We start from the raw sequence: 23436 nt of genomic DNA on the forward strand, positions 1-23436 counted from the left end.
TGAGCTACAAAGCCAAGTTTAATTTTAACGATTTTTCAACAAAACTGTTGACACAATTACTTAAAGTCTGTATAATAGATTAAGTTATCTCAGACAGCTATAAAATATATGCTTTTGAGATAAAGAAAATCCCAACGATACTTGCTCTACCGCTGGGAAGAAGATTTCTTATTTTTAGTTATCAGCCTTGCTATTTACCAACAAGAAACAGCAAGACCGATTTACAGTTGCTCACCACTTCTTAGTGGTGATTTTTCTCTTACTTGGTGAAGCTTTATTCCTAGGTTTAGTATAGTTGTTACCCTTTCTAAGCCAAGTGGCCATCAGATCTTTTGAATTTCTGGTTCTTTTATTAGAATTGATAACCAGGAATGCAAAGCAACAAATAATTAGTAAAATAACGACTATCGCTACACTTATCACAGTAAGATTTTCGAATATATGACCAGAGACTACGCTACCAATACTGACAACACCTGCTGTAGTTAACATCGATTTTATCTTTTTAGCCGCTCCATCCTCACTTTCGTTAAAATGATGTCGGTTGAATAAAATAAGAAATCTTCAGTGCTCTAAGTATACATGAAATTATAGTTTTTGGCAATATGAGTATAGTATTTTTGGAAACGTTTTTAATTTTCTGATATTTTGACGAAATGTTAAGTTTATTTCAAGAAAATTTTCTATATATTTTCAAATCGAAACAATCACCCCAGTCGTAAAACTGGGGCAATTTTGTTGTAATTTTAGGTTAACAAATCGCTTCATCGATACAAGTTACTGGCGTTGCTAAAATGTATAGCAAGGTTTCACACATCTCGCCTCTACTTTGGCAATTAAGCAACTTTTCAATTTTCGCAATAAATTTCTCTTTGCTTTCGTTAATGGCAAAAACTGTTATCTTGCGTTTAAAAACATTAGTTCCAACACAATCGAAGGCAAAACCTTTTTCGAACACTCGTAGTTTCGTTAAAAAAGCAGGCAAAGATATTGGGTCGCTGAGGTAAAATCCTAATTGGTTTGGTTGCCATTCAATTGGTATTTCTGGCACTACGCCCCAATATAGCTGGCTATGAATGTCACCTTCTAATTTTTGTAGATAAATTTCCGTTTCTAAATCGATGTACATATCGCTCCTATCTGTTAAATTTCTTTTACCTGTCCATCATAACTCTCTTTGGTACGGAAGTCTAGTCTATTTTTGAGTTTAATTTACATCGGTTTAAAGGTATAAAATGCAGATTTTTTGCTGATGTTTTTGTGAGAATGTGAAGTTGTGAAAAGCTCAACTGCTGGAGATTTTCGAAAGCTAATCCATAACAACAGAAGTAAAAAAAGGAAATAAAAAGCTTAGAATATTTTCTTGAAGACTCCTCCGCCCCCCTCTACAAAGACAAACATTGTGTAAATACACAATAAGTCGTGTGCCAAAACGGAGCTTGAACGGTGGTGTTAGTGCAAAGTTAAGCAACCCGAACCGAAAGGCGAAGCGAATGCAAGAAGCTATCGATTTACCTTAAATATAGTTAGATGAAATAAAAACTGAACAATTTAATTGCGAAATTAAAACCAGTTTCTAACAACATTTAGAAAAGTACGTGGGCTATTCCAGATTCAATCTACTATATTTTACCTTTCTCCACTGCGTAAAAGCATTCACCCAACCAAAAAGCTCGAGTCTCCTCGAGCTAAATGTGTGTTAGACTTTAACACAAAAATAACTATTCCTGTTATTTCACAGATATAAATTATTGTTAACGGTTGATACTGTATTTTCTCCCTCCTCGTAAATGCGTCTTCTCCACTTTCCAAAATATCACATACATGTTACCTGATGTTGTATTTATACCGCACCTCCATCAGTAGTCCAATAAACTATCACTCTACCTCAAAAAAGTCAGTGACTGTAAATCGCTGGCTTTCAGTGATTTTCTTTAAGAAAATCGAGCTTAGCACACTTGCTTAACATTCTATTTAAAAAAATAACATCAATAAAAGTTTTACAATAACGTAGTTGAATTTGCATGAGGTCTATCGCTTTTTATTATTTCAATGTGTAAATCTCTCACAATATTTATACTAGTTAAAATAGCTTCACCTTGATTTAGCTTATTAATCTGTCTATATGATTGCTCGGACAAATGATTTTTTATAGCCTCTAGCTCATTTTTATGAGTAAGCCTATGAATTAATAATGTTCCAATTTGACCTAGTAATTCCTTTGGAACATCTTGAGGATTTTGTGTTGTTAAAAATAGAAATATTCCTTTTTTTCTCCCTTCTCGCGCAATAGAAGTTAAGCCTATCTGATAATTATTCTCCTGATTATTTTGTGAATATCTGTGCACTTCGTCAATAAACATCACGAAGGCAATATTATCTTTTTTCTTTGAATCTATAATATATGTACTTATCAATTCAACTATCATCCCTCCAATACTATCACTAGTACCTATAGTAGAAGTATTTATATACAAACTACGGATATCATTTTTTAAAAAGCTATCAATTTTCTCAATTAAATCAGTTTTAGTTTTAGTTTTGGGAGAGAAAAAATCTGATAATTTAGTATTAGATATCTTGTATTCAACTTTTTGCACGAGCCATTGTTTTTGATTGAATTGAAATGATCCTGCAATATATGTTTTCATATCTCTACTGATTTCAACTGCCTCTTCAGTAATTTGTCTCGAAAGTAAGGATATATCAAAAGAAGTGTCTTGGATACTTAAACTAGACATGGCTTTAGAAACTTCAGTGGGCGTCTTTCCATTTTTCTGGTACACATCATTAATACCCATTTTGTTTTGATAACGTAAACTTTTTATAGCATCCGCCAATACAGCAGGCTGAGTAGAATCATTAGTCTCAAAGAGTGTTGCCCACTGACTAAAAGATACCCGACCTGTATCTAAAATTGTATCAATACCTAAATTTAACTTAATGATATTTTTATTTTTATTGAACGAATTGGAGTATTCTCCAGTAGGGTCAATTATCAGAACCTTTTTGTCGTTCTCAATCAATTTATCTAAAATAGATAGGGATGATGTTGATTTTCCACTATTAGTTGTCCCAATTGCCATAAGATGCCTGTCGAATAATGTGCTTGGGCGTAAAGAAACTTCTTCTGAGGGGAAGCTTGAAAATTTTGCAAACGATGTTAGTTTAATTTCGGGTTTTTTGGAATCCTCGTCTTTAAGTTCAATTGATTTTAAATAGATGTCTACAATTCTTTTGTTGGCGATATAGACCTTATCCGTTAGGCCAACGGTCGAAAAACCTGAAAGTTTAAATTTTTTACTATTGTTCGACATTACACCTATTATATCCAAACTTAATTCAGGATAGATTTTTTCTGAGTGTTCTCTCAGAAGAGCATTATGTACACTATCCGAACTTGGTAGCTTTGAATGGTACACTTCACCCAAATAAATACCAAGAACGGATTCAACAATAACGAGAAAATTTATAGTATTAGGCACTAGCAATTCCTTGCGAATTTTTCTGAATTTTAACCATGAAAGATTTTCAACCTGAACAACACTTGAATTTTTATATACTTCAGAAATCATGCCTAAATAAAAATCGTTTTTATCATTATTTGGATATAGTGAATCAATCATTACTTTCACCTCTAACAAAATAATTCGTTAAATCTGTATTCATCACTGCCTTTAAAAAAGCAATATTATAATTACTATTCATTAATTTTTTTATCTCTTCCCAATTTTCATTAGGCTTTTCAGGGGAAATATTAAAATCGGTAATCAATAAAGATAGACTTGGGATATTTTTTAAAGCTTGAATTATCATTTGTGATATATGATTATCAGCAAAACTAAACCCCGCTGTAATTAAGAGAGTGTTAGGTTTTCGAAGTAATTCTTGAAATTTAGAAAATAATTCAAAATAAGGTTTCTGATAGCTTTGCATGTATTTATTTGAGCTCGGAAAAATCATTATTGGAGATTTTGAATCAACTTTATTTTTTCTAACAATTTTATCTTGCTCTCGCTCCCAAGTTAAAGAACCATGGATTTTTAATAAGTTCACAACTGACTTCTTATAGGCTTCCTTTTGAGATTTTACATCTGAAATTGGCTTTGATAAGTACCAGTCGAACATATCAACATCGAAAGTTGGTTCATGAGAAAAAGTAAAGCCGTCAAATACAGTATAATTCAAGCTATAGGCACTTTCCTCAATAATCGTATCATAATTAGTAGTTACTATGGAAAGTCTATTAGGTGTAACATGCATATCAGTTAATTGTTTAATTAGTTTTGCATGTTTAAAGTATTTTTCATCGTAATTGTAAGATGTTTTATCCTGAATAATTTCAATAATTTTAGTGTATGACTTCTCGAATTTATCTTTTTCTGAATCGGATACAAACCGAGAGAATGCTTGCATTTGAGATAAAAAGTCTTCCAAATTAAAATCGTCTTCTTTTGTACAATATTTACACATTTTAGATAATTCATCAAGACTAAAATAATCAGGCTCGACTAGTTGTTTTTTCGCCTCTTTTGCTAGCATATCCACAGTATGGCCAAATCTGGGATCTCTATCACCTACAACAGACGCTCCTGCTCCAACAAGTAAAATTATATTTTCAAAATGCCCTATGAAGTTAAAAATTTCATGTTTAATAATATTCTTAAAATCTTCTTCACTGATTGGCTTTTCTTCATCGTTAAGAATTTCTTTGCTATTTCTATAGTATTTACTAATGTTATTATCAATTTTTTGGGAAGTTAGAGCAATATTAGTGCTTAAATAATTATTCTCCATGGTTATTCTCCATTTTTTCTATACAATAACCATTATATCACTTTTCATTAATCAAATCACTAGTATAGCAATTTCGATAAAAGAACTTCATCTTTCCAAATAACTAAAGTTCAAGTTTATACTATTCGAAAATCAAATTCAAACCACGTCAGCATCGCCTTACCGTACTCAAGTACAGCCTGCAGCTAGCTTCCTATTTTGCTCTTTGATTTTCATTGAGTATTAATTTATATTGGTTTTGAAAATAAAATTGTTTATCATTTCAAAGAGTTAAAGTAAGTAATATTCCATCAAGAATTAATAAATACATACAGAAAGATTTTTACTTATATTTTATAAAATTCAAGACAGCACTCTCAAAAGTTTTTATGAAAGATAGAAATTCTTTTTACTCCTCACTCATGCTATCCCCCTCCTTGTAGATTTAGAGACTTTTTGTAAAAGGATATAAAACATCCCTATGAAGAATAGCGATTTGGCTTTAGAAATCCGTATTATTAATCGAATTTCTAACAAATCAGGGGTTCACTATTCTTTATTAAGGACATTTTTAAACGCAGTTTTTGCTTAGATTTTGAAAAATATTGTTCAAATACACAATAAATTGTGTGTCAAAGGGGAGCTGAAACAGCAGTATTACCACAAAGCTATCCAGCCCAAACCGAAAGGCGAAGCGAACATAAAACTCCCCAAAAGTTAGATTTTTTCTATCTAACTTTTGGGGAGCGGTACAAATGAGCCGTCTTTTTTCTATTATTCGTCAAATATAAATATTATTTTTGGGATTAGATACCTTAGATTTGAAGAAGAGAAGATAATCTTAGTTTTATCTGGCAATATAACTAGACCGTAACTCCTTAACTTATTTATCTTCCTCTCTTTCCATTCTGCGTTTTTCTTCGTGCTTATCCAAGCTTTTTGAAAAGAATTGCTCGGTTAAATCTGTTAGCCAATCTGCAAAACGCTCGCCTGCGAATTGAATAGCGATAAGAATTCCAGTTACTGCAATAAAAACCAAAATCAAGTAATTATCCAAATTAGCCATTTTAATTATTTTCTCCTTGTTTTCTTGCTTCTACTAAAATATCTTTAAAATCGTCATCTTGCCAAAGTGTGAAAAAAGTAATTCCACCAACCACAACAGAGACCATCACACCTGTAAGGCTACTTCCACGCTTTTTCGAAACCAGTTTGTTTATCTCTTTGCCTGCGGATTTAAATAGCCCAGCTGAGAGATAAGAATCAGGATTAAATACGGAACCTGCTGTATAGCTTTGCCCGTAATAAATCACTGAACCATTATCTCTAAATCCATAAAATAGAAACCCAATGATAGCTATTGTTATAATTGCCAACCGAATTTTAATGCTATTTTTCATATTACTTTACCTTTTACGTTACTTATAATCAATACCTTTTCTTGTTATTGCAACGACCTTTCCTTTACTAAGAAAAACAATCACTGACTTACCGTCTTTTAATTTGTAAACGTAGTAGTCTGTAATGATACCATTTATCCCCACAGTCCAATTTGATTTCTGAGACAGGATTGATTCACTACTAGATAAGTCCATTTTTAGTAGTTTTTCATATAACTGGGTAACATCACTAAGAGAAGAGGACTTCTCGTGTGGTGCTCCAACCGCCTTAAGCAAGTCTTTTTCGGTTAGTTCATTCTGAACACTTGGAAAATTCGATAAAACTAAATCCTTTCTCTTATTTGCGCAAGAAACAAGTAACAGAATCATCACTAAACATGTAATCACCATTCCTAATTTTTTCATCATTATTCTACCTTTTTAAATTCAAACTTTAATGAATTTTCTCCAATCATAAAACCATTCTGGTTATCAGAATTATCATTTAATGGCTTATTTTCAAAATATAAAGTCTTTTGGTCGTCAGACAGGGTTGCAATTCCGGAAATATTTTTTCCTTCAATTACAATTTTGTCGCCTTTTTGATGCCATTTGGCGGAGAAAGTTTCGCCGTTGTCCATTGTTAAAGTTCCGTCTTTTTTTATCTCCATAGTAGCATTCCAGTGAATATATTTAGAGATAATTGAAGCAAGGTCGGCTTGTCCAGTTGCTTTACCTGCGATTTTCGCTCCATCTTCTCTAACACTTCCTTGGTCGAAGATATCGGTTTTCCATTTACCTGTAAAGTTCTTAGGGGAACTACAACCTAAAAGCATAATACATGACAGTAAAATTATAAATGAGAAAAATAACCTTCTCTTCATCGATACTCTTTCTAATAAATTACCAATATCTATCAAAGGCACTAAGAATATAGCTAAGGTCTTGGGATTGTTCTTTAATCTTCCCACCAACGACTAATTGATATTCAATTCCGCCAAGAAAACCACCTGAGCTTTCAATAACCTCAACCAATTCATCACGAACTACTTTTTGATTTAAACGAGTATTCATTTTAAACCTCTTTCTATTCTATCTCGAACTATATTGCATAATTCGTTCTATAATGGCGTCACGGCGTTTAATGCTTTCAGACATTTTTATCGCGCCATTAAGACCATACCACATTTTCGAAAATCCAGAATCACCTAAAGCAATGAGCTGAAGCCCGCATTCATTCTCAAGTTGGTAAACATAAACCTGAACTGCATAAAATTGCGGAGAGAATAAGCCAGCTTTACCTTTAATGACGATTTCTATATCAGCTCTATCATCAAAATCAGCTAATGCACCCGAACTACTCTGAATAGCTTCTGGGGTTGTTTTCCACTCGGCGCAAATTTCTTGAAGAATCACGCCAATATCAGAAACCGAAAGTTTGGTTGTTACCTCAACTGAGTCGGCTTTTAAGTCGTTAAGTCCCATAAAGAACCTCCATTTTTTATTTTTCACTCAAAAAATCCCTGCTACAATAGGGGTTGAGCTTGTTTTAGTTAACGGTCGTCAACTAAAACAATGAAAAAATAAAAAATGCCAATTCAACAAGGTAACTAAAACCTTATTAAATCAGCATTTGACATATTTTTATTGATAACTTTGATTGTTTTAACAAACGACCGTTTGCTAAAACTGTTGATAGGTTTAATGTACTATTTTTCTAAGGATTTGTCAATCAATTATAGGTGATTTCTTCTATTTATTTGAATACTATTGCGCCTTAGCACATTATATATGGTTGCGGTGGAAGTACTCAGCTGATTCGCAATATTTCGAACGGACATTTCTTTTTGCTGATATTGTGCAATAATTTGCTTTTCTTTATCTTTCGCTATTCCTTTATTGCCAAGTTTTACACCTTTTTCTTTCGCTTTGCGGAGTCCGTCTTTAGTGCGTTCAGAAATAGCTTGAAGCTCCCATTCTGCCACATAACCCAACATCAAACAAAAGAATTTTCCAGTTAAAGAATCTGTTTCAATATTTTCATGAATTGATTGAAGATGAATACCATGTTTGGTTAAATCTTCAATAATAGCAGAGAGGTGAAGCATTTTTCTGGTAAGTCTATCCAATTTATACACAACAAAATTTGTTTTAACACCTTGCTGGGCATATTTTTTCGCCATTTTTAAAGCTTTGTCAAGTTGTTTTCGCTCCTGATTTCCACCAGAATCTTTTTCAATATAGAGTTTATCACAAAAGCCGAGTGCTTCTTTTTGAACAGATAACCCTAATTCTTGCCGATTATCTGTTGAGCTAACTCTGGCATAGCCGATAGTCATTGTTTTGATATTTTCTAATTTGTTCTTGTGATGATTTGTCAAAATTTCTCCTTTCCTTACTATTGTAGCAGGTAGTTATATTTTAGAGAAAATTGAAAAAATGAAAAAGACCCACGAGGGTAGGTCTTAGGTTAAACAGAACGCTTATTTCGTTTACGCTCTAAACGCCTTAAAATACTTTGTTTATGCAAAACATATTGTTCTTCAGTTAAATCTAAAACTTCCATTACAGCAGTGTCTAAATCTGCTCCGTTTCTGGAACTTCTGAAATCAATACCTTGATTTTGACACTCCATCGTATGAAGAAGAAAATCGTTAAAAACTTTCACTGCTTGACTATTCTTTTCTCTTAAAGCATCTTGCTTTTTCTCGTTAAAACCTGTTAATGCCTGAATTTTTTCAGCATCATCGATATAAGTTAATAATCTACGAGCAAGATTTTCTTTTGAGTAGGGATTAGCTGCAGTATCATTCCAAATGATTTGTTTATAGCGTTTTGAATACATGTGAGTTACCTCTAAAAATAGATTTCTACCGCTTGCTCGGTAGATTGTTTTATTTTCTACCGAATGCAAGGGATTAACTATTCTCAGAAGTTCTCTGGAAAGTTGCGAAAATATTAAATTTTATAGCTTTATTATACACTAATATTTATGTTTTGTCAATGTCTGGAATGTAATCCAGCCATTTGTCTCTTTTAGGACGAACATTTAAAGAGTAACCTGTTCGTTCTGAAATCCACTGATTGATATCAACACTGTCCGCATTGCTACCAGGTATGGTGTTAATACGATTATGTTTAGAATCTCGGTATTTGGCTTGCGAAAACATATTGAACGAAGTTACCCAATCGTCCTTGTCTTCACCAATCACACTGACATCAACTTTAAAACTTTTACACGGTGCAGTCAAACGATAAGAAGTTTGAAAGACGGGACATTTGCGGATTTGTTCCACTTCTAATTTTACTTCGTAGTAGCGGTGATGTGGTATATCGTGAACGGAATGAATCAATTTGTTAGGGTAGACGCTGTCGCAACTTGTATCAAGCCTCGAGTGAACTTCCAAGTCTTCTCCGTTAATCGTAACCTTCAAATGATGATTTTCAGCTTCCTCTTTTGTTTCGAAAGAGAAAGAATAGGTCAATTTTCCATCTTCCATCAATCTTGGATTAACAAACTTTGACTCAAAAACAGTTTCACTTTTGATAAGAAAATCTTTTGTAGTCTTACGTGGAATGATGCGGATTTTGCGTCTGAAAGAGTCAAAACATCTGCCCCGACAAATAGAGTCAAACATCTCACTTGAGACCTCTGGCAAAGAAGCGATTTCCTGAAGTTCTGGTTGGTGTTTCTTATCTAAATTTGAGATATAAGTAGCGATAAAGACTAAGGAGGTCGCTAAAAATCGGTCATATTCCTTATTTTTATAGAGTTCTTCCAGCTGGTTGACATCAATTTCCCAGCGATTCTCAATATGAGGATTTTCGATGAATTCAATAATTTTGTAAGTTGGAGAAGTGAAAAGATCTAATATTTTACGACAAGCGACTGATTTCGAGAAATAGGCGTCATCTTCAATACTTGAAAACTGCCCTTCCACAGTCGAAATTCGCTCTATATAATCATCTTTTTGTAAAAATTTTAGGAGGGATAGATGGATTTTTTCTGTTCCCTTACAGATTTTACTACAGTAAGGTTTATCCAATATTTTCTCACCATCTTCTCCATTATATTTTTCATCCAACTCATCATTTGAATCATAAGACAAGATACGCAATATCATTGTTACGACACTTTCTTGGTTTTTCTTAAATTCAAAATCAGAATTTATTCTCTCAAAAAGTGAATTATTGATAATTTGGCAAAAAGTTCCTAATCGAATAAACTCCATAGCTTTTTCCTCCTCCAACTTGTAACCACAACTTTAGGCTCTTTTCTCACAACGACAGGACAATTAGTCGGTGATATACTTAAACCATCAGTTAGCTAACAACATTATACCACACCAGAGCTCAGGTGTGTTAGGAAAGGAGGACTTGCCTATCGGCGAATAAGACCAACATGCATTCCATTAAAAATAAAGGAGAAAAACTATGCTTCCACAAAATACTCAAAATCAAACAGATACAATCTCTCAACTGGCGAATCCATTTCAGCTTGAAATCGCAAAAACTCTATCCAAAGATATGGCTATTCTTCAGAAGAATCAGCTTCTGACGGCAGACATTCTTAACAAAGTAGGCGACCTTTCGAAGCTCGAGGCAGATATTCTGGCAAAAACTCCCCATGCCAAGGAACGCACAGATTTCATCATCAAGACTTTTGCTTTGGTCGCCTCCCAGCAGATAAGATAGGAGGTTCCCTATGAATGAACTTATCTTGCCCATAATTTTTGCCGTTTCTCTTGGCTTTGTGGCTGGCGTTATTGCCTTGTTGGTATATCTTGATTCTCAATCTAAAAAACAACCTGTCAAAGAGAAAAACAAAAATCTTCTTCCTGTTTACACTGAAGAAGAAATTGAACTAGCTCAATTTCTTGAAAAAAGGCAAGCCGTCAACGAGGCATTCCTCTCAGCTCAGGCGGAACTACTCAAAGAATTTCGAAAGTGAAGTAATTTTTACATCACCGAACAAAACAGCAATATGATAGCACATTAACAGATATAGCACCATTCTCATCGCTCCTAATCCATAAACTGCTTATGCTCCCTTTTGCTAGCGGTTTCTGGTATGCTCGGAGCGTCACAAACAGAAAGGATTTTAAAATGACACAACCAACTCAACCAAAGAAATTCAAAACCATCCTCGCTGATGTTCCCTATATGAAGAACCAAACAGGTAGCTACGGAGCTTGCAAGCACTACAACCTGATGAGCCACGAGGAAATCCGCAATATGCCCATAAAGGACATTGCTGCAGATAACGCCCATCTCTGGTTTTGGACTTCCAACTCTTATATGGAAGAATCTTACGATATTATTCGGGCATGGGGCTTTGAGCCAAAAAGCATTTTTACTTGGGTTAAACCAACTCTGGGCTTGGGAACTTATCTGCGAAATTCCACCGAGCATGTCATTTTCGCAACTCGCGGAAAAGCTCCTATCAAGTTTAAAGGTCAAATGAATTGGGGTTTCTTCCCTAAACAAGACCACAGTCACAAGCCCGAAGAACTCTTTGCTATCATCGAACGCTGTTCTGAACCAGATTATTTGGAGCTCTTTGCAAGGCGACCTGTGTCTTCTAATAAAAAGTGGGCTATATGGGGTAATGAAGTTGAGAGCGACATTATTATCTCTAACTATCCCGTTCCTAAATATTCTAAAAATCCCATTGATTACAGAAAGGCAGATGATGAAGTGTGCGAAAAATAGTTGGCTACACCTTGCTTTTCATTCTGCTGGCTTATTTGGTCAATCGGGCGGTTCACTGGCTAATCGAAATCGCCATGCCTTTGAGTCTGCTAGTTCTGTTCATTTGTGGCGGAATGCTTGCCTTTCGCTACTGGAAAAACAAAAGAGATTGGAGGTGAACCGATGAAACGCCCAACAAATTTTGAAGCGTTCGAGATGGATTACACTCGCCCCGTGGAGTTCCAAGACATACTGGATTTGATGGTGCGACTTTCAGGCTACACCAGACGCCAGCCCTTCGTTTTGGAGATTCGTTTAACGAAAAACGAGGTGCGATATTTGCTTCTCAGTAGCCCACTGGACACACCCTATTTACACAAAATGTTACAGGTTTCCAATGACATTCAGTTTTCGAAACTTCGCCCTAAAGAGCGAAAAACATTTGAAAAAGCGTGGCGTGTAGTTATCAAACGCAACCATTTTAGTCTCAAAACAGATGCCGTTGAAAATTTCACTCGTTCCTTTTTAGCACTGTGCCATCACCTCAAACCATTGGAGGAAATCTGCGTGCAGGTTGTGGTGGGCAAGTCTCGTTCGCCAAAACCACTGGCTCGGGATTTATCGCACCTCAATGCCACTTGGTGGCAATGGATTTCAGGTAATATTCCAAAACTTTCCAAAGATGCTGACAAGTTAATTCGGGAAAAACTCCGCCACGCCCAGTTTCAATCAGATGTACGGATTGGCGTGCGAAGTGATAGCCATTTTCGTAAGAATGAGCTATACCATACCGTTTTAGGATCCTTTCGAATGTTAGAATCCAGCGGTGTCGAATTTTTTCTTAACCAGATTTCAAGCGAGAAAGTTAATAAGGTTCAAATTCCGTGGGCTTTTCCGCTCACCCTTTCTTCGCAGGAGCTTGCCAGTTTTTGGCTTGCCCCTATTGGCGAAGGTGAGCTGGCTGGGATTGCCAATATTCACCCCAAAATTCTCCGACTGCCTTTGGGTTATAGAGTGCCAGATGTGCCTGTTCGAAAGTTTGGTGAAAGTATCAAAAACGAACCGCTGCAGATTTTACCTCGAGACGCCACTCAACATTTATTAGTTTTAGGCGGAACGGGTGTCGGGAAATCTACCCTACTCGCCCAGTTCATTTTAACAGATATTCAGGCAGGCAGAAGCACGCTGTTAATTGACCCCAAAGGAGACTTGGTGCAAGAAGTGTTGGCTCATTTCCCAAAAGAACGGCGAGTGGATTTGGTTATCATAGACCCCAGCTCCAGCAACAAAATTATCGGTCTCAACCCCTTTGACCTGACTCGCTACACCTCGCCTGAGCTGGTGGCAGATATGTTGCTTAATCTTTTTCAAGAACTTTTCAGCGACAACTGGGGTATTCGCACGGTTGATGTGCTCAGCCATGCCTTAACCGTGATGGCACAAGTTGAAAATTCTAATTTACCCCAATTACCTCAGTTTTTAACCAATCCTGTCTTTCGAAATCAACTATTAAGTCAGATTTCTGACCCTTTTCTCTTGGATTTCTGGCAGGGCTACAACCAGCTAAGTGAAGCAAACCGTGAGGTATTAATCTCGCCTGTTCTGAACAAAGTTCGTCAGCTATTATTGCGAAAAGAACTGCGAGCTATGCTTGCCTCCACTTCAAAAAAGTTTAATTTGATTGAGCTGTTCACGAGTAAAAAGGTGGTGCTGGTGAACCTTAACCGAGGGCAGATTGGGGTGACAAACGCTAAATTTATAGGGTCGCTTATTACCAACTACATCTACCAGCTAACCCTCCACCAAGCCCGTCTCGCCCCTGAAAATCGCCCTTTCCTGCCCATTTACATTGATGAGCTGGGGCAATTCCTTAAGCTCCCTGTGGATTTGGAGGATGCCCTCGCGGTATCTCGTTCGATGAAAGTGGGCTACATTCTTGCCAGTCAGAACTTGACGCAACTACCATCTGCTCTGCGTACCAGCATTTTGAGTAATTGTCGCAGTAAAATTATTTTCACGCTGGAACACCACGAAGCCAAGGAACTCGCCAGCCAAGCTCCAGAGCTCACTTTCGAAGATTTTATGACCCTTGCACCTTTTCACTTTTATGCCCAAATGCCTATTTTTTACAACCACTTCAAGTGGGTCTCAGGGCAAAGTCTGCCTCTTTCGAAAAATGCTCAGCCAATTGATAAACTTTATGCCGAAAGTTTGGAACGCTACGGCAACGATTTAGTCAATTTCGAAAATATCCCACTTCAAAACAAGAAAGATGAAACGCCGCCCAAAAACTTAGGACGGAAGAAGCGAGGAGGACAAAATGGAGAAAATTGAACTAGCGGAAAAAGAACGAGAGATTTTAATCCTACTCGCCCAGTGCCGTTATGCGACCACCAAGCAGATTGTTGCCCTCTATTTTCAGGATAGCCAGCATTCGCGAACTGCTTTCCGAAGAGCTAACTTGCTTTTAAACCATATCAAAAATCGCCAACTCATCAATCACCTCGAACGGCGAATCGGTGGCGTGCGAGCAGGTTCAGGCAGTTTCGTTTGGTACATCACGATAAAAGGGTTGAAAGCATTACACCGTCCACAACGCTTTAAAAATAAGTATGAACCCACCGCTCACCACTTGGAACACACGCTGGCGGTGACACAAGCGTATGTTTTTCTGAAATTGTTGGAAGAAGCTGGCAAAATCCAGCTGGAACGGTTCGATTTTGAACCCACCTGCCACCGCACCTACGCCACCTTTTCGGGTAAGAAGATTTTTCTGAAACCTGATGCTTTTGCTCAGCTGGTTTTGGGCGAATACGAGGACAGTTATTTTTGCGAAATCGATATGGCGACCGAAAGCCTCAACCGAGTGGTAAATCAGTGTAAAAAATACATCGCCTACTACCAAACAGGCATTGAACAGCGAGAACAAGACGGTGTGTTTCCACTGGTTCTATGGATTGTGCCGCACGACAAACGAAAAGAAGTGATTTCGAAGAAAATCGAAAGCGAGCTGAATAATTTTCAGCCAATGTTTCAGGTGGTGACGCTGGAAGAATTTAGTGAATGGATTGGAGGACGAACAGATGAATAATGAAAAAGAACGAATTGTCAAAATCGGGCGAGCAACTTTTAATATTAGCCGAAAATTTGGTGGTTCGAAAAGTTTGAAAGAATTACTTGAAAAGCTGATTTTGCAGGAAAAGTAAGCCCCAAAGACTGGACTTATTCGCCCTTTCGAGGTATCCTGTCCATGGGTTAGAGTGTAATTGAAAGGAGACACGATGACAAACAGCACATTAACAAAGCAAATTCCAGATTGGACAAAGGTTGAATTTGAAGGTCTGAGCGAGATTAGTATTTTGTATTGCAGGCTTTCATCAGAAGACGCAAACGAAGGTGAATCTAACTCAATTTCCAACCAACGCTTGATTTTAAGCAAACTGGCGGAGCGAGAGAATTTGAGTAACCCAATTGTATTTTACGATGATGGCTACTCAGGTTCAAACGCCCAGCGTCCAGCTTTCCAACAAGCTCTGGCATTGGTTAAAAACAACCAAGTTTCGAATTTTGTGGTAAAGGATTTGAGCCGTGTTTCAAGAGATTACCTGCTTTCAGGAAATCTTTTGGAGGTGGTTTTCCCTTCGAAAAACATTCGCTTCATTTCCCTACAAGAAAATATAGATAGCAACAAGAAATCCAGCCAAGATGCCTATCTCACACCGTTAGTTTCCCTGTTTAACAACTGGTATAGTATGCAGTGTAGCCAGAAAATTAAGCTTTCGAAACATACCAAAGCCAAAAATGGTGAAAAAATCGGCTGGATCACCCCTTATGGATACCTCAATAATCCAGAAAATCGTAAGGAGTGGTTGGTAGATGAATATGCTTCAGAAATCGTTAAACGAATATTTTCGGAGTATATTTCAGGCAGAACGCCAACCGAGATAGCTCAAGGTTTAAGGTGTGACAAAATCCTCACTCCTGCTCGCTACAAAATGAATCTGGGTGTTGCGAACTATCGGATTTTAGAGAGCGACCCTTGTTATTGGAAAACTCAGATGATTTGGCAAATATTAGAAAAAGAGGAGTATATCGGCTCAACCATTAACTTGAAAACCGCAAAAATTTCCTATAAACAGCGGAATTGTCGCATGCGACCTCGTGAAGATTGGCTAATTTTCCCAGATAGCCACGAAGCGATTATTTCGAAGGAAGATTTTGAAATTGCAAGAAAAATGATGGGACACAAGCGAGTCATTCAAAGGCAAAACTGGAAAAATAAATCAGGACACGAAAATTTGTTTGCAGGCTTGCTTTATTGCGAAAACGGACATAAACTCAGTTTTTGTCCACAAGAAAAAGCTGGTGTGAATCTCGACCATTATAAATGTTACCATTTTAAGCGAGCTGGCGATACTTGTTCGGGCGGTCACTATCTTCGTAAAGAAGTATTGGAAAACCTAATTTTAAACGAACTTCAAGAACTGATAAACTCGTTCCAGATTAACGAAGCGGATTTATTACAACGCTTAAAAGACAAGTTTGAAATTAAAGAAACCAAGAAGTTCAGCGAACTGAAAAAACAGCTGACCAAAAATGAACAGCGAATGCTAGAGTTGGATACTATCATCCAGCGACTCTACGAAAAGCAACTGTTGGGTGAGATTGCGGACGACCGTTTCAAAAAATTGTGCGATAGTTATGAGGCGGAACAAGCCGAGTTGAAGGAAAAAGTCCAAACCGCCACCGAAACTCTTGGGATGAAAATGAAATCTGCCCACAACATTGAAAAATTTATGACAACCATTCGAAAATATACTCAGCCCGAGAAGTTGACACCGAAAATTATCAACGAATTGATTGATAAAATTATTATTCACCAACCGATTGGTAGAGGCAGGAATAGACAAATTAAACTGGAAATACACTACCGATTTATTGGTGATATTTAAGTATTTAAAAAAGCGAGTTGTAGATCGCTCTGTATATAAGAATGGGACTGCTGAGCGAAGTATGGTATAATAGAAGCATGATGACAATAGTATTATTAATTTTAGCTTATTTATTGGGTTCTATCCCTTCAGGACTGTGGATCGGGCAAATCTTCTTTAAGATTAATCTAAGAGAACATGGTTCTGGTAATACTGGAACGACCAATACCTTTCGAATCCTAGGTAAGAAAGCGGGTATGGCAACCTTCGTGATTGACTTTTTTAAAGGAACCATCGCAACCTTGCTTCCACTTATCTTTCATGTTCAAGGTGTTTCACCTCTAGTCTTTGGCCTTTTAGCTGTGATTGGACATACCTTCCCAGTATTTGCAAGTTTTAAAGGAGGAAAGGCTGTCGCAACTAGTGCTGGAGTCATTTTCGGATTTGCTCCTCTATTTTGCCTCTATCTAGCAGTTGTTTTCTTCGGCACTCTTTATCTAGGCAGTATGATTTCTCTCTCTAGTGTTACTGCTGCCCTTGCTGCTGTACTTGGGGTGATCCTCTTTCCACTTATCGGTTTCATATTGCCAAGTTACGATTTATTATTTGTAGTGATTATCTTAGCCCTCGCAAGTCTAATTATCATTCGCCATAAGGATAATATCAATCGTATTCAAAACAAAACTGAGAACCTAGTTCCTTGGGGACTAAATCTTACCCATCAAAAACCTAAACAATAAAGCGTCAGTTTCAAACCGACGCTTTTTTGTTTATTTAGATTTGATATAGTTGATACCATCTGCTTTCGGTGCAACAGCTTTACCAAAGAAGGCTGCTAGTACGACAATGGTCAAAAGATATGGTGCAATTTGCAAGTAAACGGCTGGGACTCCTTGCAAGAAAGGAAGTTGAGAACCGATAACTGCTAAACTTTGTGATAGTCCAAAGAAGAGACTTGAAAGCATAGCACCAACAGGATTCCATTTACCGAAGATCATAGCAGCAAGTGCGATAAATCCAGGTCCAACGATGGTTGTAACTGAGAAGTTAACGGAAATTGACTGAGCGTAGATAGCTCCACCGATTCCTCCAAGGAAACCTGAAATCACAACTCCAAGATATCTCATCTTGTAGACATTAATCCCCAAAGTATCTGCTGCTTGTGGATGTTCACCTACTGAACGGAGGCGAAGTCCAAAGCGAGTTTTAAAGAGGACAAACCATGCTAAGAATGAGAAGGCAATTGCTAGGTAACCAAGTAAACTTGTTGACTTGAAGAAGATATCTCCGATAACTGGGATATTAGCCAAAAGAGGGAAATCAAAACGTCCAAAAGTTTGCGTTAAGTTATCCGTTTGTCCCTTGTTATAAAGCACCTTCACCAAGAAGACTGCCAAGGCTGGCGCCATCAAGTTAAGTACGGTACCACTGACAACATGGTCAGCACGAAAATGAACTGTAGCTACTGCGTGAATCAGTGAAAAGATAGCTCCGACTAATCCACCAACTAGAAGAGCCAACCAAGGAGTTAATGCTCCCAAATCTTGTGCAAATTCAAGGTTAAAAACAACTCCAGAGAAGGCACCCATGACCATGATTCCTTCAAGTCCAACGTTAACAACTCCACCACGTTCAGAGAAAACGCCTCCGATACTTGTGAAAATAAGTGGTGCTGAGTAAATCAACATTGAAGAAACCATAAGGGTTAGCATTGTTGTAATCGACATCCTTATTTACCTCCTTTAAGTTGTTTTCTTGGTTTGACAAAGCGTTCGATGATGTAGTGAACGCTGACAAAGAAGATAATTGAGGCTGTAACGATACTTACAAGCTCAGATGGTACTTGTGCAGCATTCATACCAGGAGCTCCAACTTGAAGAACACTGAAAAGGAAGGCCGCAAATAGAATTCCAACTGGTGAGTTTGAAGCAAGCAGACTTACTGCCATACCGTTAAATCCGATTGCTAACGATGAACCTTGAACGTAGACGTTTTGGAAGGTACCTAGTCCTTCTACTGCGCCACCAAGTCCTGCAAGAGCACCTGAGATAATCATTGATAGAATAATGGTGCGTTTAGCTGAAATACCTGCGTATTCAGAAGCATTTGGATTGAGACCAACTGCACGGATTTCAAAACCGAGAGTTGTCTTCTTAAGCAAGAACCAGATAACTGCAACTGCAACGATAGCAAAGAAAATCCCAATATTCATACGAGAGTTTCCTGTTAACTCAGCAAGCCAAGGTGTTTGATAAGTTGCGTTTGCACTTACTCGAATTGATGAGTCAGTACTTTGCATGATATCTTTAGGGAAAGAGTGGATAAAGGCATTACTTGTATAGAGAACAATGTAGTTCATCATGATGGTTACGATGACTTCAGATGTTCCCAGATAGGCTCTTAAAATACCAGGAATGGCTCCGACAATTCCTCCAGCCACCAGCGCAATGACTACTGTCGCAAGAATCAACAATGGACGTGGCAAATCTGGATTCGAAAGAGCGAACCAGCCACTCATAACCCAACCAGCGAGTGCTTGTCCTGGAAGACCAACGTTAAAGAAGCCAGCACGACTCGCAACTGCAAATCCAAGAGCAATCAAGACTAATGGCCCCATGGCACGGAAAATTTCACCGATTCCACGAACACTACCAAAGGCTGTGTAGAACAACTCTTCATAACCCCAGATAGCATCATAGCCAAAAATCCACATGACGATGGCTCCAAGCAAGATTCCAAGGATAACAGAAATCAAGGGAACCGAAATTTGTTGTAATTTTTTAGACATCACTCTTCTCCTTTTTCCAATTCACCACCAGCCATCAAGACACCAAGCTCTTGCTTGTTGGTTGTTTCTGGCGTTACAATCCCTTGAATCTTACCATCATGGATAACAGCGATTCTATCTGAGACATTTAGAATCTCATCTAGTTCAAAGCTGACTACAAGGACAGCTTTCCCATTATCACGTTCTTGAATCAAGCGTTTGTGAATGTACTCAATGGCACCGACGTCCAAACCACGAGTTGGTTGGCTGACGATGAGGAGATCCGGATTTCGATCAATCTCCCGAGCGATGATTGCTTTTTGTTGATTTCCTCCAGAAAGGGCCGAAGCTGGAACAATTTCACTGGCAGCACGAACATCAAACTCCTGCATCAATTTTTTTGCATAGTCAAGGATATTCGTATAATTTAAAATTCCCTTCTTGCTAAGAGGTTCTTTATAGTAAGTTTGAAGAGCGATATTTTCAGAAATCATCATTTCCAAGACCAAACCATCACGGTGACGGTCTTCCGGAACGTGACCAACGCTCAGTTCAGTAATTTGACGTGGATGCAATCCTACAATGGACTGGCCTTTCAATTCCACACTACCAGACTCAATCTTACGAAGTCCTGTGATAGCTTGGATCAATTCAGACTGACCATTTCCATCAATACCGGCAATTCCCACAATCTCACCAGCTCGAACATCGAGTGAAAGATTCTTAACAGCAGGAACGCCACGGTTTTCATGAACAACCAAGTCTTTGATGGAAAGAACGACTTCTTTAGGTTGAGGTGCTTGCTTCTCAGTTTTGAAGGAAACCGAACGTCCCACCATCATTTCTGCCAAGTCAGCATTAGTTGCACCAGCAATTTCAACTGTTTCGATTGATTTCCCACGGCGGATAACTGTAACGCGATCAGAAACTGCACGAATTTCATCCAACTTGTGGGTAATCAAGATAATTGATTTGCCTTCTTTGACCAAGTTCTTCATGATAGCCATCAACTCATCGATTTCTGATGGTGTTAAAACGGCAGTTGGTTCGTCAAAGATAAGAATATCGGCACCACGATAAAGTGTCTTCAAAATTTCAACACGTTGTTGAGCACCAACAGAGATATCTGCTACTTTGGCAGAAGGATCCACAGCTAGTCCATAACGCTCTGATAATTCAAGAATCTCTCGACTTGCTCGAGCAATATCTAGAACACCATTTTTGGTTAATTCGCTTCCCAAAATGATATTTTCAGCAACAGTGAAAGCCTCTACCAACATAAAGTGCTGGTGAACCATCCCAATTCCTAGGCTAGCTGCTTTTGATGGCGAGTCTAGTTTTACAACTTGACCGTTAACCACAATTTCACCACTAGTTGGTTCTAGAAGCCCTGCAAGCATGTTCATAAGAGTGGACTTACCAGCTCCATTTTCTCCTAAAAGTGCATGAATTTCACCTTTACGAAGTTCAAGGTTAATCTTGTCGTTAGCGACAAATTCACCAAAAACTTTGGTAATTTCACGCATCTCAATGACATTTTCGTGTGCCATGTGCTCTTCCTTTCAGAGTTTTATTTTGTTTCAATAAAACCTGCTAAAGAATCTTAGCAAGCTCTATTGAGACAAAACAATTTGTCTCAATTCTTAAAGAAGCGGCCACAGGCCGCTCCCCTAAGAAATGACTTTCATCCATTATTTTTCAGGAACTTTTACACTTCCATCAAGGATTTTAGCTTTTGCATCTTCAACAGCTTTTTTACCTTCTTCAGAAAGGTTAGTTGTTACTAGATCAACCCCTTTATCCTTCAATGAGTAAACGATCACTTGACCGCCAGGGAATTCACCTTTTTCAGTTTTGTTTGCAATATCTTGAACTGTTGTTCCGACTTGTTTCAAAGTAGAAGCAAGTACGAAGTTAGCTTCTTTACCGTCTTTAGAAGTGTATTTACCTTCTTCAACTTGGTCACGGTCTACACCGATAACCCAAACTTTTTCGCCTTCGTTTTTGCTTTCATTCAAAGATTTAGCTTCTGAGAAGACACCTGCACCAGTACCACCAGCTGCTTGGTAGATTACGTCTGCACCTGCAGCGTATTGAGCTGCAGCGATTGTTTTACCTTTAGCAGCATCACCAAATGAACCAGCGTAGTCTACTTGTACTTTGATAGATGGGTCAACTGACTCAACACCAGCTTTGAAACCAGCTGCGAAACGAGAAATAACTTCAGATTCCATACCACCTACAAAACCAACTTGTTTTGTTTTAGTAGTTTTAGCTGCTGCTACACCTGCAAGGTAAGCTGCTTCGTTATCAGCAAATGTTACACTTGCTACGTTCTTTTGATCTTTAATCACATCATCAATCAAAACATAGTTCAAGTCTGCATGTTCTTTCGCTGCTTCTTCAACTGCATTGTGAAGGGCAAAACCAACACCATAAATCAAGTTGTAGTTTCCTGCTGCTTGGTTCAAGTTGTTAGCGTAGTCAGCTTCACTTGTTGATTGGAAGTATGTGTAGCCTTTATCTTTTGCAAGATTGTGCTCTTTACCCCAAGCTTGAAGACCTTCCCAAGCTGATTGGTTGAATGATTTATCATCAACACCACCAGTATCTGTAACGATAGCTGCTTTAGTCTTCAAATCAGAAGATGAAGAAGCTGCGTTACGAGAAGAGCGATTACCACATGCAGCAAGTCCAAATGCTGCCACTGCAACTAGACCAAGGCCTAGCCATTGTTTCTTGTTCATTACTGAACCTCCTAAATAAGATGCGCAACGAAGTTGCAAGTATGGATTGATTGGCCACAAGGACCCTTGTCACTCAAAGAGTGACACAGACTATTGCAAGTCTGTAAATGAGTATGGAAGTAATTCCCCGACCGTCATCTCGACCGTCGATTTATCTTTGGCAACTAGAGTCACCTTTAGATCTTGTTCAAAAAATTCGACCATAACTTGGCGACAAGCTCCACAAGGAGAAATAGGTTTCTCAGTTTGACCGTAAACAATCAATTCTGAAAACTCACGTTGTCCTTCGGAGATAGCTTTAAAAATAGCTGTTCTCTCACCACAGTTGGTCAAGGGGTAGCTAGCATTTTCAATATTGCATCCTGTATAAACACTGCCGTCCTTGGCAACCAAAACAGCTCCAATCGGAAAATGTGAATAAGGAACATAGGCATTTTTACTAGTCTCAATCGCTAAGTCAATCAACTCAGTAGTCGCCATCTGCTAACTCTCCTTTTAAGATTGCTACGCCAGAAGATGTTCCGATACGAGTAGCTCCAGCTTCAACAAAGGCAACTGCATCTGCATAAGAACGAGCTCCACCAGCTGCTTTGACCCCCATATCAGGACCAACTATCTGACGCATTAATTGAACATCTGGCAAAGTTGCACCACCTGTTGAGAAACCTGTTGACGTCTTGACAAAGTCTGCTCCTGCTTTCTGAGCTAGCTGACAAGCTAGAACTTTTTCTTCATCAGTTAACAAACAAGCCTCGATAATAACCTTAACGAGTTTATCTCCGCTTGCTTCAACAACAGCTCGAATGTCTGACTCAACTACTGCAGCATTTCCTGATTTGAGTGCACCAACATTGATAACCATATCAATTTCGTCAGCACCATTTTGGATTGCTTCTTTGGTTTCATAAGCTTTGACTGCTGAAGTTGTAGCTCCAAGAGGGAATCCTACTACTGTACAAACCTTGACATCAGTATCTACGAGTGCAGTTCTTGCATGCGAAACCCAGCAAGGATTGACACAAACACTGGCAAAATCATAATCTTTGGCTTCAGATAACAAACGATCAATTTGTTCCACTGTTGCATCTTGTTTTAAAAGCGTATGATCAATGTATTTATTTAATTTCATTTCGGTTTTTCCTTAA

General features: G+C 38.0%; 26 protein-coding genes. 8 read left to right on the plus strand and 18 right to left on the minus strand.

Annotated elements, in window-relative coordinates:
• Positions 1-751: 751 nt before the first annotated feature.
• From ADH31_RS03860 to ADH31_RS03910, 12 genes are all read right to left on the minus strand, one after another.
• Positions 752-1129, minus strand: a complete 378-nt coding sequence (locus ADH31_RS03860; RefSeq protein ID WP_049509088.1) for a hypothetical protein — start codon at positions 1127-1129, stop codon at positions 752-754.
• A gap of 871 nt (positions 1130-2000) precedes the next feature.
• Positions 2001-3626 (minus strand): ATP-binding protein, encoded by a 1626-nt coding sequence (locus ADH31_RS03865; RefSeq protein ID WP_049509089.1) that lies wholly within the window; start codon positions 3624-3626, stop codon positions 2001-2003.
• On the minus strand, positions 3619-4797 hold the full coding sequence (locus ADH31_RS03870; protein ID WP_049509090.1) for an SIR2 family protein: 1179 nt from the start codon (positions 4795-4797) through the stop codon (positions 3619-3621). The genes ADH31_RS03865 and ADH31_RS03870 overlap by 8 nt, the downstream gene beginning before the upstream one ends.
• An 862-nt stretch (positions 4798-5659) precedes the next feature.
• Positions 5660-5842 (minus strand): hypothetical protein, encoded by a 183-nt coding sequence (locus ADH31_RS03875; protein ID WP_049509091.1) that lies wholly within the window; start codon positions 5840-5842, stop codon positions 5660-5662.
• A gap of 1 nt (position 5843) precedes the next feature.
• Positions 5844-6176 (minus strand): hypothetical protein, encoded by a 333-nt coding sequence (locus ADH31_RS03880; protein ID WP_049509092.1) that lies wholly within the window; start codon positions 6174-6176, stop codon positions 5844-5846.
• A gap of 18 nt (positions 6177-6194) precedes the next feature.
• The gene (locus ADH31_RS03885; protein ID WP_049509093.1) at positions 6195-6584 is read right to left on the minus strand and encodes a hypothetical protein; all 390 of its coding nucleotides are present in this window, start codon (positions 6582-6584) and stop codon (positions 6195-6197) included.
• The gene (locus ADH31_RS03890; protein ID WP_152904330.1) at positions 6584-7081 is read right to left on the minus strand and encodes a hypothetical protein; all 498 of its coding nucleotides are present in this window, start codon (positions 7079-7081) and stop codon (positions 6584-6586) included. Before ADH31_RS03890 ends, ADH31_RS03885 begins: the two co-directional genes overlap by 1 nt.
• Positions 7059-7229, minus strand: a complete 171-nt coding sequence (locus ADH31_RS10090; RefSeq protein WP_162837408.1) for a hypothetical protein — start codon at positions 7227-7229, stop codon at positions 7059-7061. Before ADH31_RS10090 ends, ADH31_RS03890 begins: the two co-directional genes overlap by 23 nt.
• 18 nt (positions 7230-7247) lie before the next feature.
• Positions 7248-7640, minus strand: a complete 393-nt coding sequence (locus ADH31_RS03895; protein WP_000523899.1) for a hypothetical protein — start codon at positions 7638-7640, stop codon at positions 7248-7250.
• 251 nt (positions 7641-7891) lie between these two features.
• The gene (locus ADH31_RS03900; protein ID WP_049509094.1) at positions 7892-8536 is read right to left on the minus strand and encodes a recombinase family protein; all 645 of its coding nucleotides are present in this window, start codon (positions 8534-8536) and stop codon (positions 7892-7894) included.
• Between the two features lie 89 nt (positions 8537-8625).
• Positions 8626-9000: a hypothetical protein gene (locus ADH31_RS03905; protein WP_049509095.1), complete on the minus strand. Its 375-nt coding sequence runs from the start codon at positions 8998-9000 to the stop codon at positions 8626-8628.
• A gap of 145 nt (positions 9001-9145) precedes the next feature.
• On the minus strand, positions 9146-10387 hold the full coding sequence (locus ADH31_RS03910; protein WP_049509096.1) for a hypothetical protein: 1242 nt from the start codon (positions 10385-10387) through the stop codon (positions 9146-9148).
• Positions 10388-10589: 202 nt separating this feature from the next.
• Here ADH31_RS03910 and ADH31_RS03915 point away from each other — a divergent pair, with 202 nt between their 5' ends.
• The 8 genes from ADH31_RS03915 (at position 10590) to plsY (ending at position 17517) form a co-directional block, all read left to right on the plus strand.
• Positions 10590-10850, plus strand: a complete 261-nt coding sequence (locus ADH31_RS03915) for a hypothetical protein (RefSeq protein ID WP_049509097.1) — start codon at positions 10590-10592, stop codon at positions 10848-10850.
• A gap of 10 nt (positions 10851-10860) precedes the next feature.
• Complete coding sequence (locus ADH31_RS03920) at positions 10861-11106, plus strand: hypothetical protein (RefSeq protein WP_049509098.1); 246 nt, start codon at positions 10861-10863, stop codon at positions 11104-11106.
• Between the two features lie 155 nt (positions 11107-11261).
• A complete protein-coding gene (locus ADH31_RS03925; protein WP_049509099.1) occupies positions 11262-11867 on the plus strand; it encodes an MT-A70 family methyltransferase in 606 nt (201 codons plus the stop codon).
• A 162-nt stretch (positions 11868-12029) separates the two neighbouring features.
• Entirely contained in the window at positions 12030-14180 is a 2151-nt protein-coding gene (locus ADH31_RS03935; RefSeq protein WP_049509101.1) for a type IV secretory system conjugative DNA transfer family protein, read from the plus strand.
• On the plus strand, positions 14167-14937 hold the full coding sequence (locus ADH31_RS03940; protein ID WP_049509102.1) for a replication-relaxation family protein: 771 nt from the start codon (positions 14167-14169) through the stop codon (positions 14935-14937). The genes ADH31_RS03935 and ADH31_RS03940 overlap by 14 nt, the downstream gene beginning before the upstream one ends.
• Positions 14930-15052 (plus strand): hypothetical protein, encoded by a 123-nt coding sequence (locus ADH31_RS10305; RefSeq protein ID WP_261024644.1) that lies wholly within the window; start codon positions 14930-14932, stop codon positions 15050-15052. Before ADH31_RS03940 ends, ADH31_RS10305 begins: the two co-directional genes overlap by 8 nt.
• Positions 15053-15127: 75 nt before the next feature.
• On the plus strand, positions 15128-16798 hold the full coding sequence (locus ADH31_RS03945) for a recombinase family protein (RefSeq protein WP_049509103.1): 1671 nt from the start codon (positions 15128-15130) through the stop codon (positions 16796-16798).
• A 77-nt stretch (positions 16799-16875) separates the two neighbouring features.
• Positions 16876-17517 (plus strand): glycerol-3-phosphate 1-O-acyltransferase PlsY, encoded by a 642-nt coding sequence (gene plsY, locus ADH31_RS03950; RefSeq protein ID WP_049509104.1) that lies wholly within the window; start codon positions 16876-16878, stop codon positions 17515-17517.
• Positions 17518-17547: 30 nt separating this feature from the next.
• Here plsY and ADH31_RS03955 read toward each other — a convergent pair whose 3' ends face one another.
• The 6 genes from ADH31_RS03955 to deoC form a co-directional block, all read right to left on the minus strand.
• Entirely contained in the window at positions 17548-18504 is a 957-nt protein-coding gene (locus ADH31_RS03955; RefSeq protein ID WP_049509105.1) for an ABC transporter permease, read from the minus strand.
• Positions 18505-18506: 2 nt separating this feature from the next.
• Positions 18507-19565 (minus strand): ABC transporter permease, encoded by a 1059-nt coding sequence (locus tag ADH31_RS03960; protein ID WP_049509106.1) that lies wholly within the window; start codon positions 19563-19565, stop codon positions 18507-18509.
• A complete protein-coding gene (locus tag ADH31_RS03965) occupies positions 19565-21094 on the minus strand; it encodes an ABC transporter ATP-binding protein (protein WP_049509107.1) in 1530 nt (509 codons plus the stop codon). The genes ADH31_RS03960 and ADH31_RS03965 overlap by 1 nt, the downstream gene beginning before the upstream one ends.
• Before the next feature lie 141 nt (positions 21095-21235).
• On the minus strand, positions 21236-22291 hold the full coding sequence (locus ADH31_RS03970) for a BMP family lipoprotein (RefSeq protein ID WP_049509108.1): 1056 nt from the start codon (positions 22289-22291) through the stop codon (positions 21236-21238).
• A gap of 90 nt (positions 22292-22381) precedes the next feature.
• Positions 22382-22771, minus strand: coding sequence for a cytidine deaminase (locus tag ADH31_RS03975; protein ID WP_049502784.1), 390 nt, complete (start codon positions 22769-22771; stop codon positions 22382-22384).
• Complete coding sequence (deoC, locus tag ADH31_RS03980; RefSeq protein WP_049509109.1) at positions 22758-23420, minus strand: deoxyribose-phosphate aldolase; 663 nt, start codon at positions 23418-23420, stop codon at positions 22758-22760. Before deoC ends, ADH31_RS03975 begins: the two co-directional genes overlap by 14 nt.
• Between the last annotated feature and the right edge of the window lie 16 nt (positions 23421-23436).

This window comes from Streptococcus pseudopneumoniae (assembly GCF_001072375.1).
Lineage (GTDB): Bacteria > Bacillota > Bacilli > Lactobacillales > Streptococcaceae > Streptococcus > Streptococcus pseudopneumoniae_L.

Coding starts and splice junctions, on each gene's coding strand:
- plsY (WP_049509104.1), top strand. CDS start 16,876: ATGATGACAATAGTATTATTAATTTTAGCTTATTTATTGGGTTCTATC.
- ADH31_RS03895 (WP_000523899.1), bottom strand. CDS start 7,640: ATGGGACTTAACGACTTAAAAGCCGACTCAGTTGAGGTAACAACCAAA.
- ADH31_RS03940 (WP_049509102.1), top strand. CDS start 14,167: ATGGAGAAAATTGAACTAGCGGAAAAAGAACGAGAGATTTTAATCCTA.
- ADH31_RS03935 (WP_049509101.1), top strand. CDS start 12,030: ATGAAACGCCCAACAAATTTTGAAGCGTTCGAGATGGATTACACTCGC.
- ADH31_RS03925 (WP_049509099.1), top strand. CDS start 11,262: ATGACACAACCAACTCAACCAAAGAAATTCAAAACCATCCTCGCTGAT.
- ADH31_RS03910 (WP_049509096.1), bottom strand. CDS start 10,387: ATGGAGTTTATTCGATTAGGAACTTTTTGCCAAATTATCAATAATTCA.
- ADH31_RS03915 (WP_049509097.1), top strand. CDS start 10,590: ATGCTTCCACAAAATACTCAAAATCAAACAGATACAATCTCTCAACTG.
- ADH31_RS03965 (WP_049509107.1), bottom strand. CDS start 21,094: ATGGCACACGAAAATGTCATTGAGATGCGTGAAATTACCAAAGTTTTT.
- ADH31_RS03960 (WP_049509106.1), bottom strand. CDS start 19,565: ATGTCTAAAAAATTACAACAAATTTCGGTTCCCTTGATTTCTGTTATC.
- ADH31_RS10090 (WP_162837408.1), bottom strand. CDS start 7,229: ATGAATACTCGTTTAAATCAAAAAGTAGTTCGTGATGAATTGGTTGAG.
- ADH31_RS03970 (WP_049509108.1), bottom strand. CDS start 22,291: ATGAACAAGAAACAATGGCTAGGCCTTGGTCTAGTTGCAGTGGCAGCA.
- ADH31_RS03945 (WP_049509103.1), top strand. CDS start 15,128: ATGACAAACAGCACATTAACAAAGCAAATTCCAGATTGGACAAAGGTT.
- ADH31_RS03905 (WP_049509095.1), bottom strand. CDS start 9,000: ATGTATTCAAAACGCTATAAACAAATCATTTGGAATGATACTGCAGCT.
- ADH31_RS03875 (WP_049509091.1), bottom strand. CDS start 5,842: ATGGCTAATTTGGATAATTACTTGATTTTGGTTTTTATTGCAGTAACT.
- ADH31_RS03920 (WP_049509098.1), top strand. CDS start 10,861: ATGAATGAACTTATCTTGCCCATAATTTTTGCCGTTTCTCTTGGCTTT.
- ADH31_RS03885 (WP_049509093.1), bottom strand. CDS start 6,584: ATGATGAAAAAATTAGGAATGGTGATTACATGTTTAGTGATGATTCTG.
- ADH31_RS10305 (WP_261024644.1), top strand. CDS start 14,930: ATGAATAATGAAAAAGAACGAATTGTCAAAATCGGGCGAGCAACTTTT.
- ADH31_RS03880 (WP_049509092.1), bottom strand. CDS start 6,176: ATGAAAAATAGCATTAAAATTCGGTTGGCAATTATAACAATAGCTATC.
- ADH31_RS03865 (WP_049509089.1), bottom strand. CDS start 3,626: ATGATTGATTCACTATATCCAAATAATGATAAAAACGATTTTTATTTA.
- ADH31_RS03860 (WP_049509088.1), bottom strand. CDS start 1,129: ATGTACATCGATTTAGAAACGGAAATTTATCTACAAAAATTAGAAGGT.
- ADH31_RS03975 (WP_049502784.1), bottom strand. CDS start 22,771: ATGGCGACTACTGAGTTGATTGACTTAGCGATTGAGACTAGTAAAAAT.
- deoC (WP_049509109.1), bottom strand. CDS start 23,420: ATGAAATTAAATAAATACATTGATCATACGCTTTTAAAACAAGATGCA.
- ADH31_RS03955 (WP_049509105.1), bottom strand. CDS start 18,504: ATGTCGATTACAACAATGCTAACCCTTATGGTTTCTTCAATGTTGATT.
- ADH31_RS03870 (WP_049509090.1), bottom strand. CDS start 4,797: ATGGAGAATAATTATTTAAGCACTAATATTGCTCTAACTTCCCAAAAA.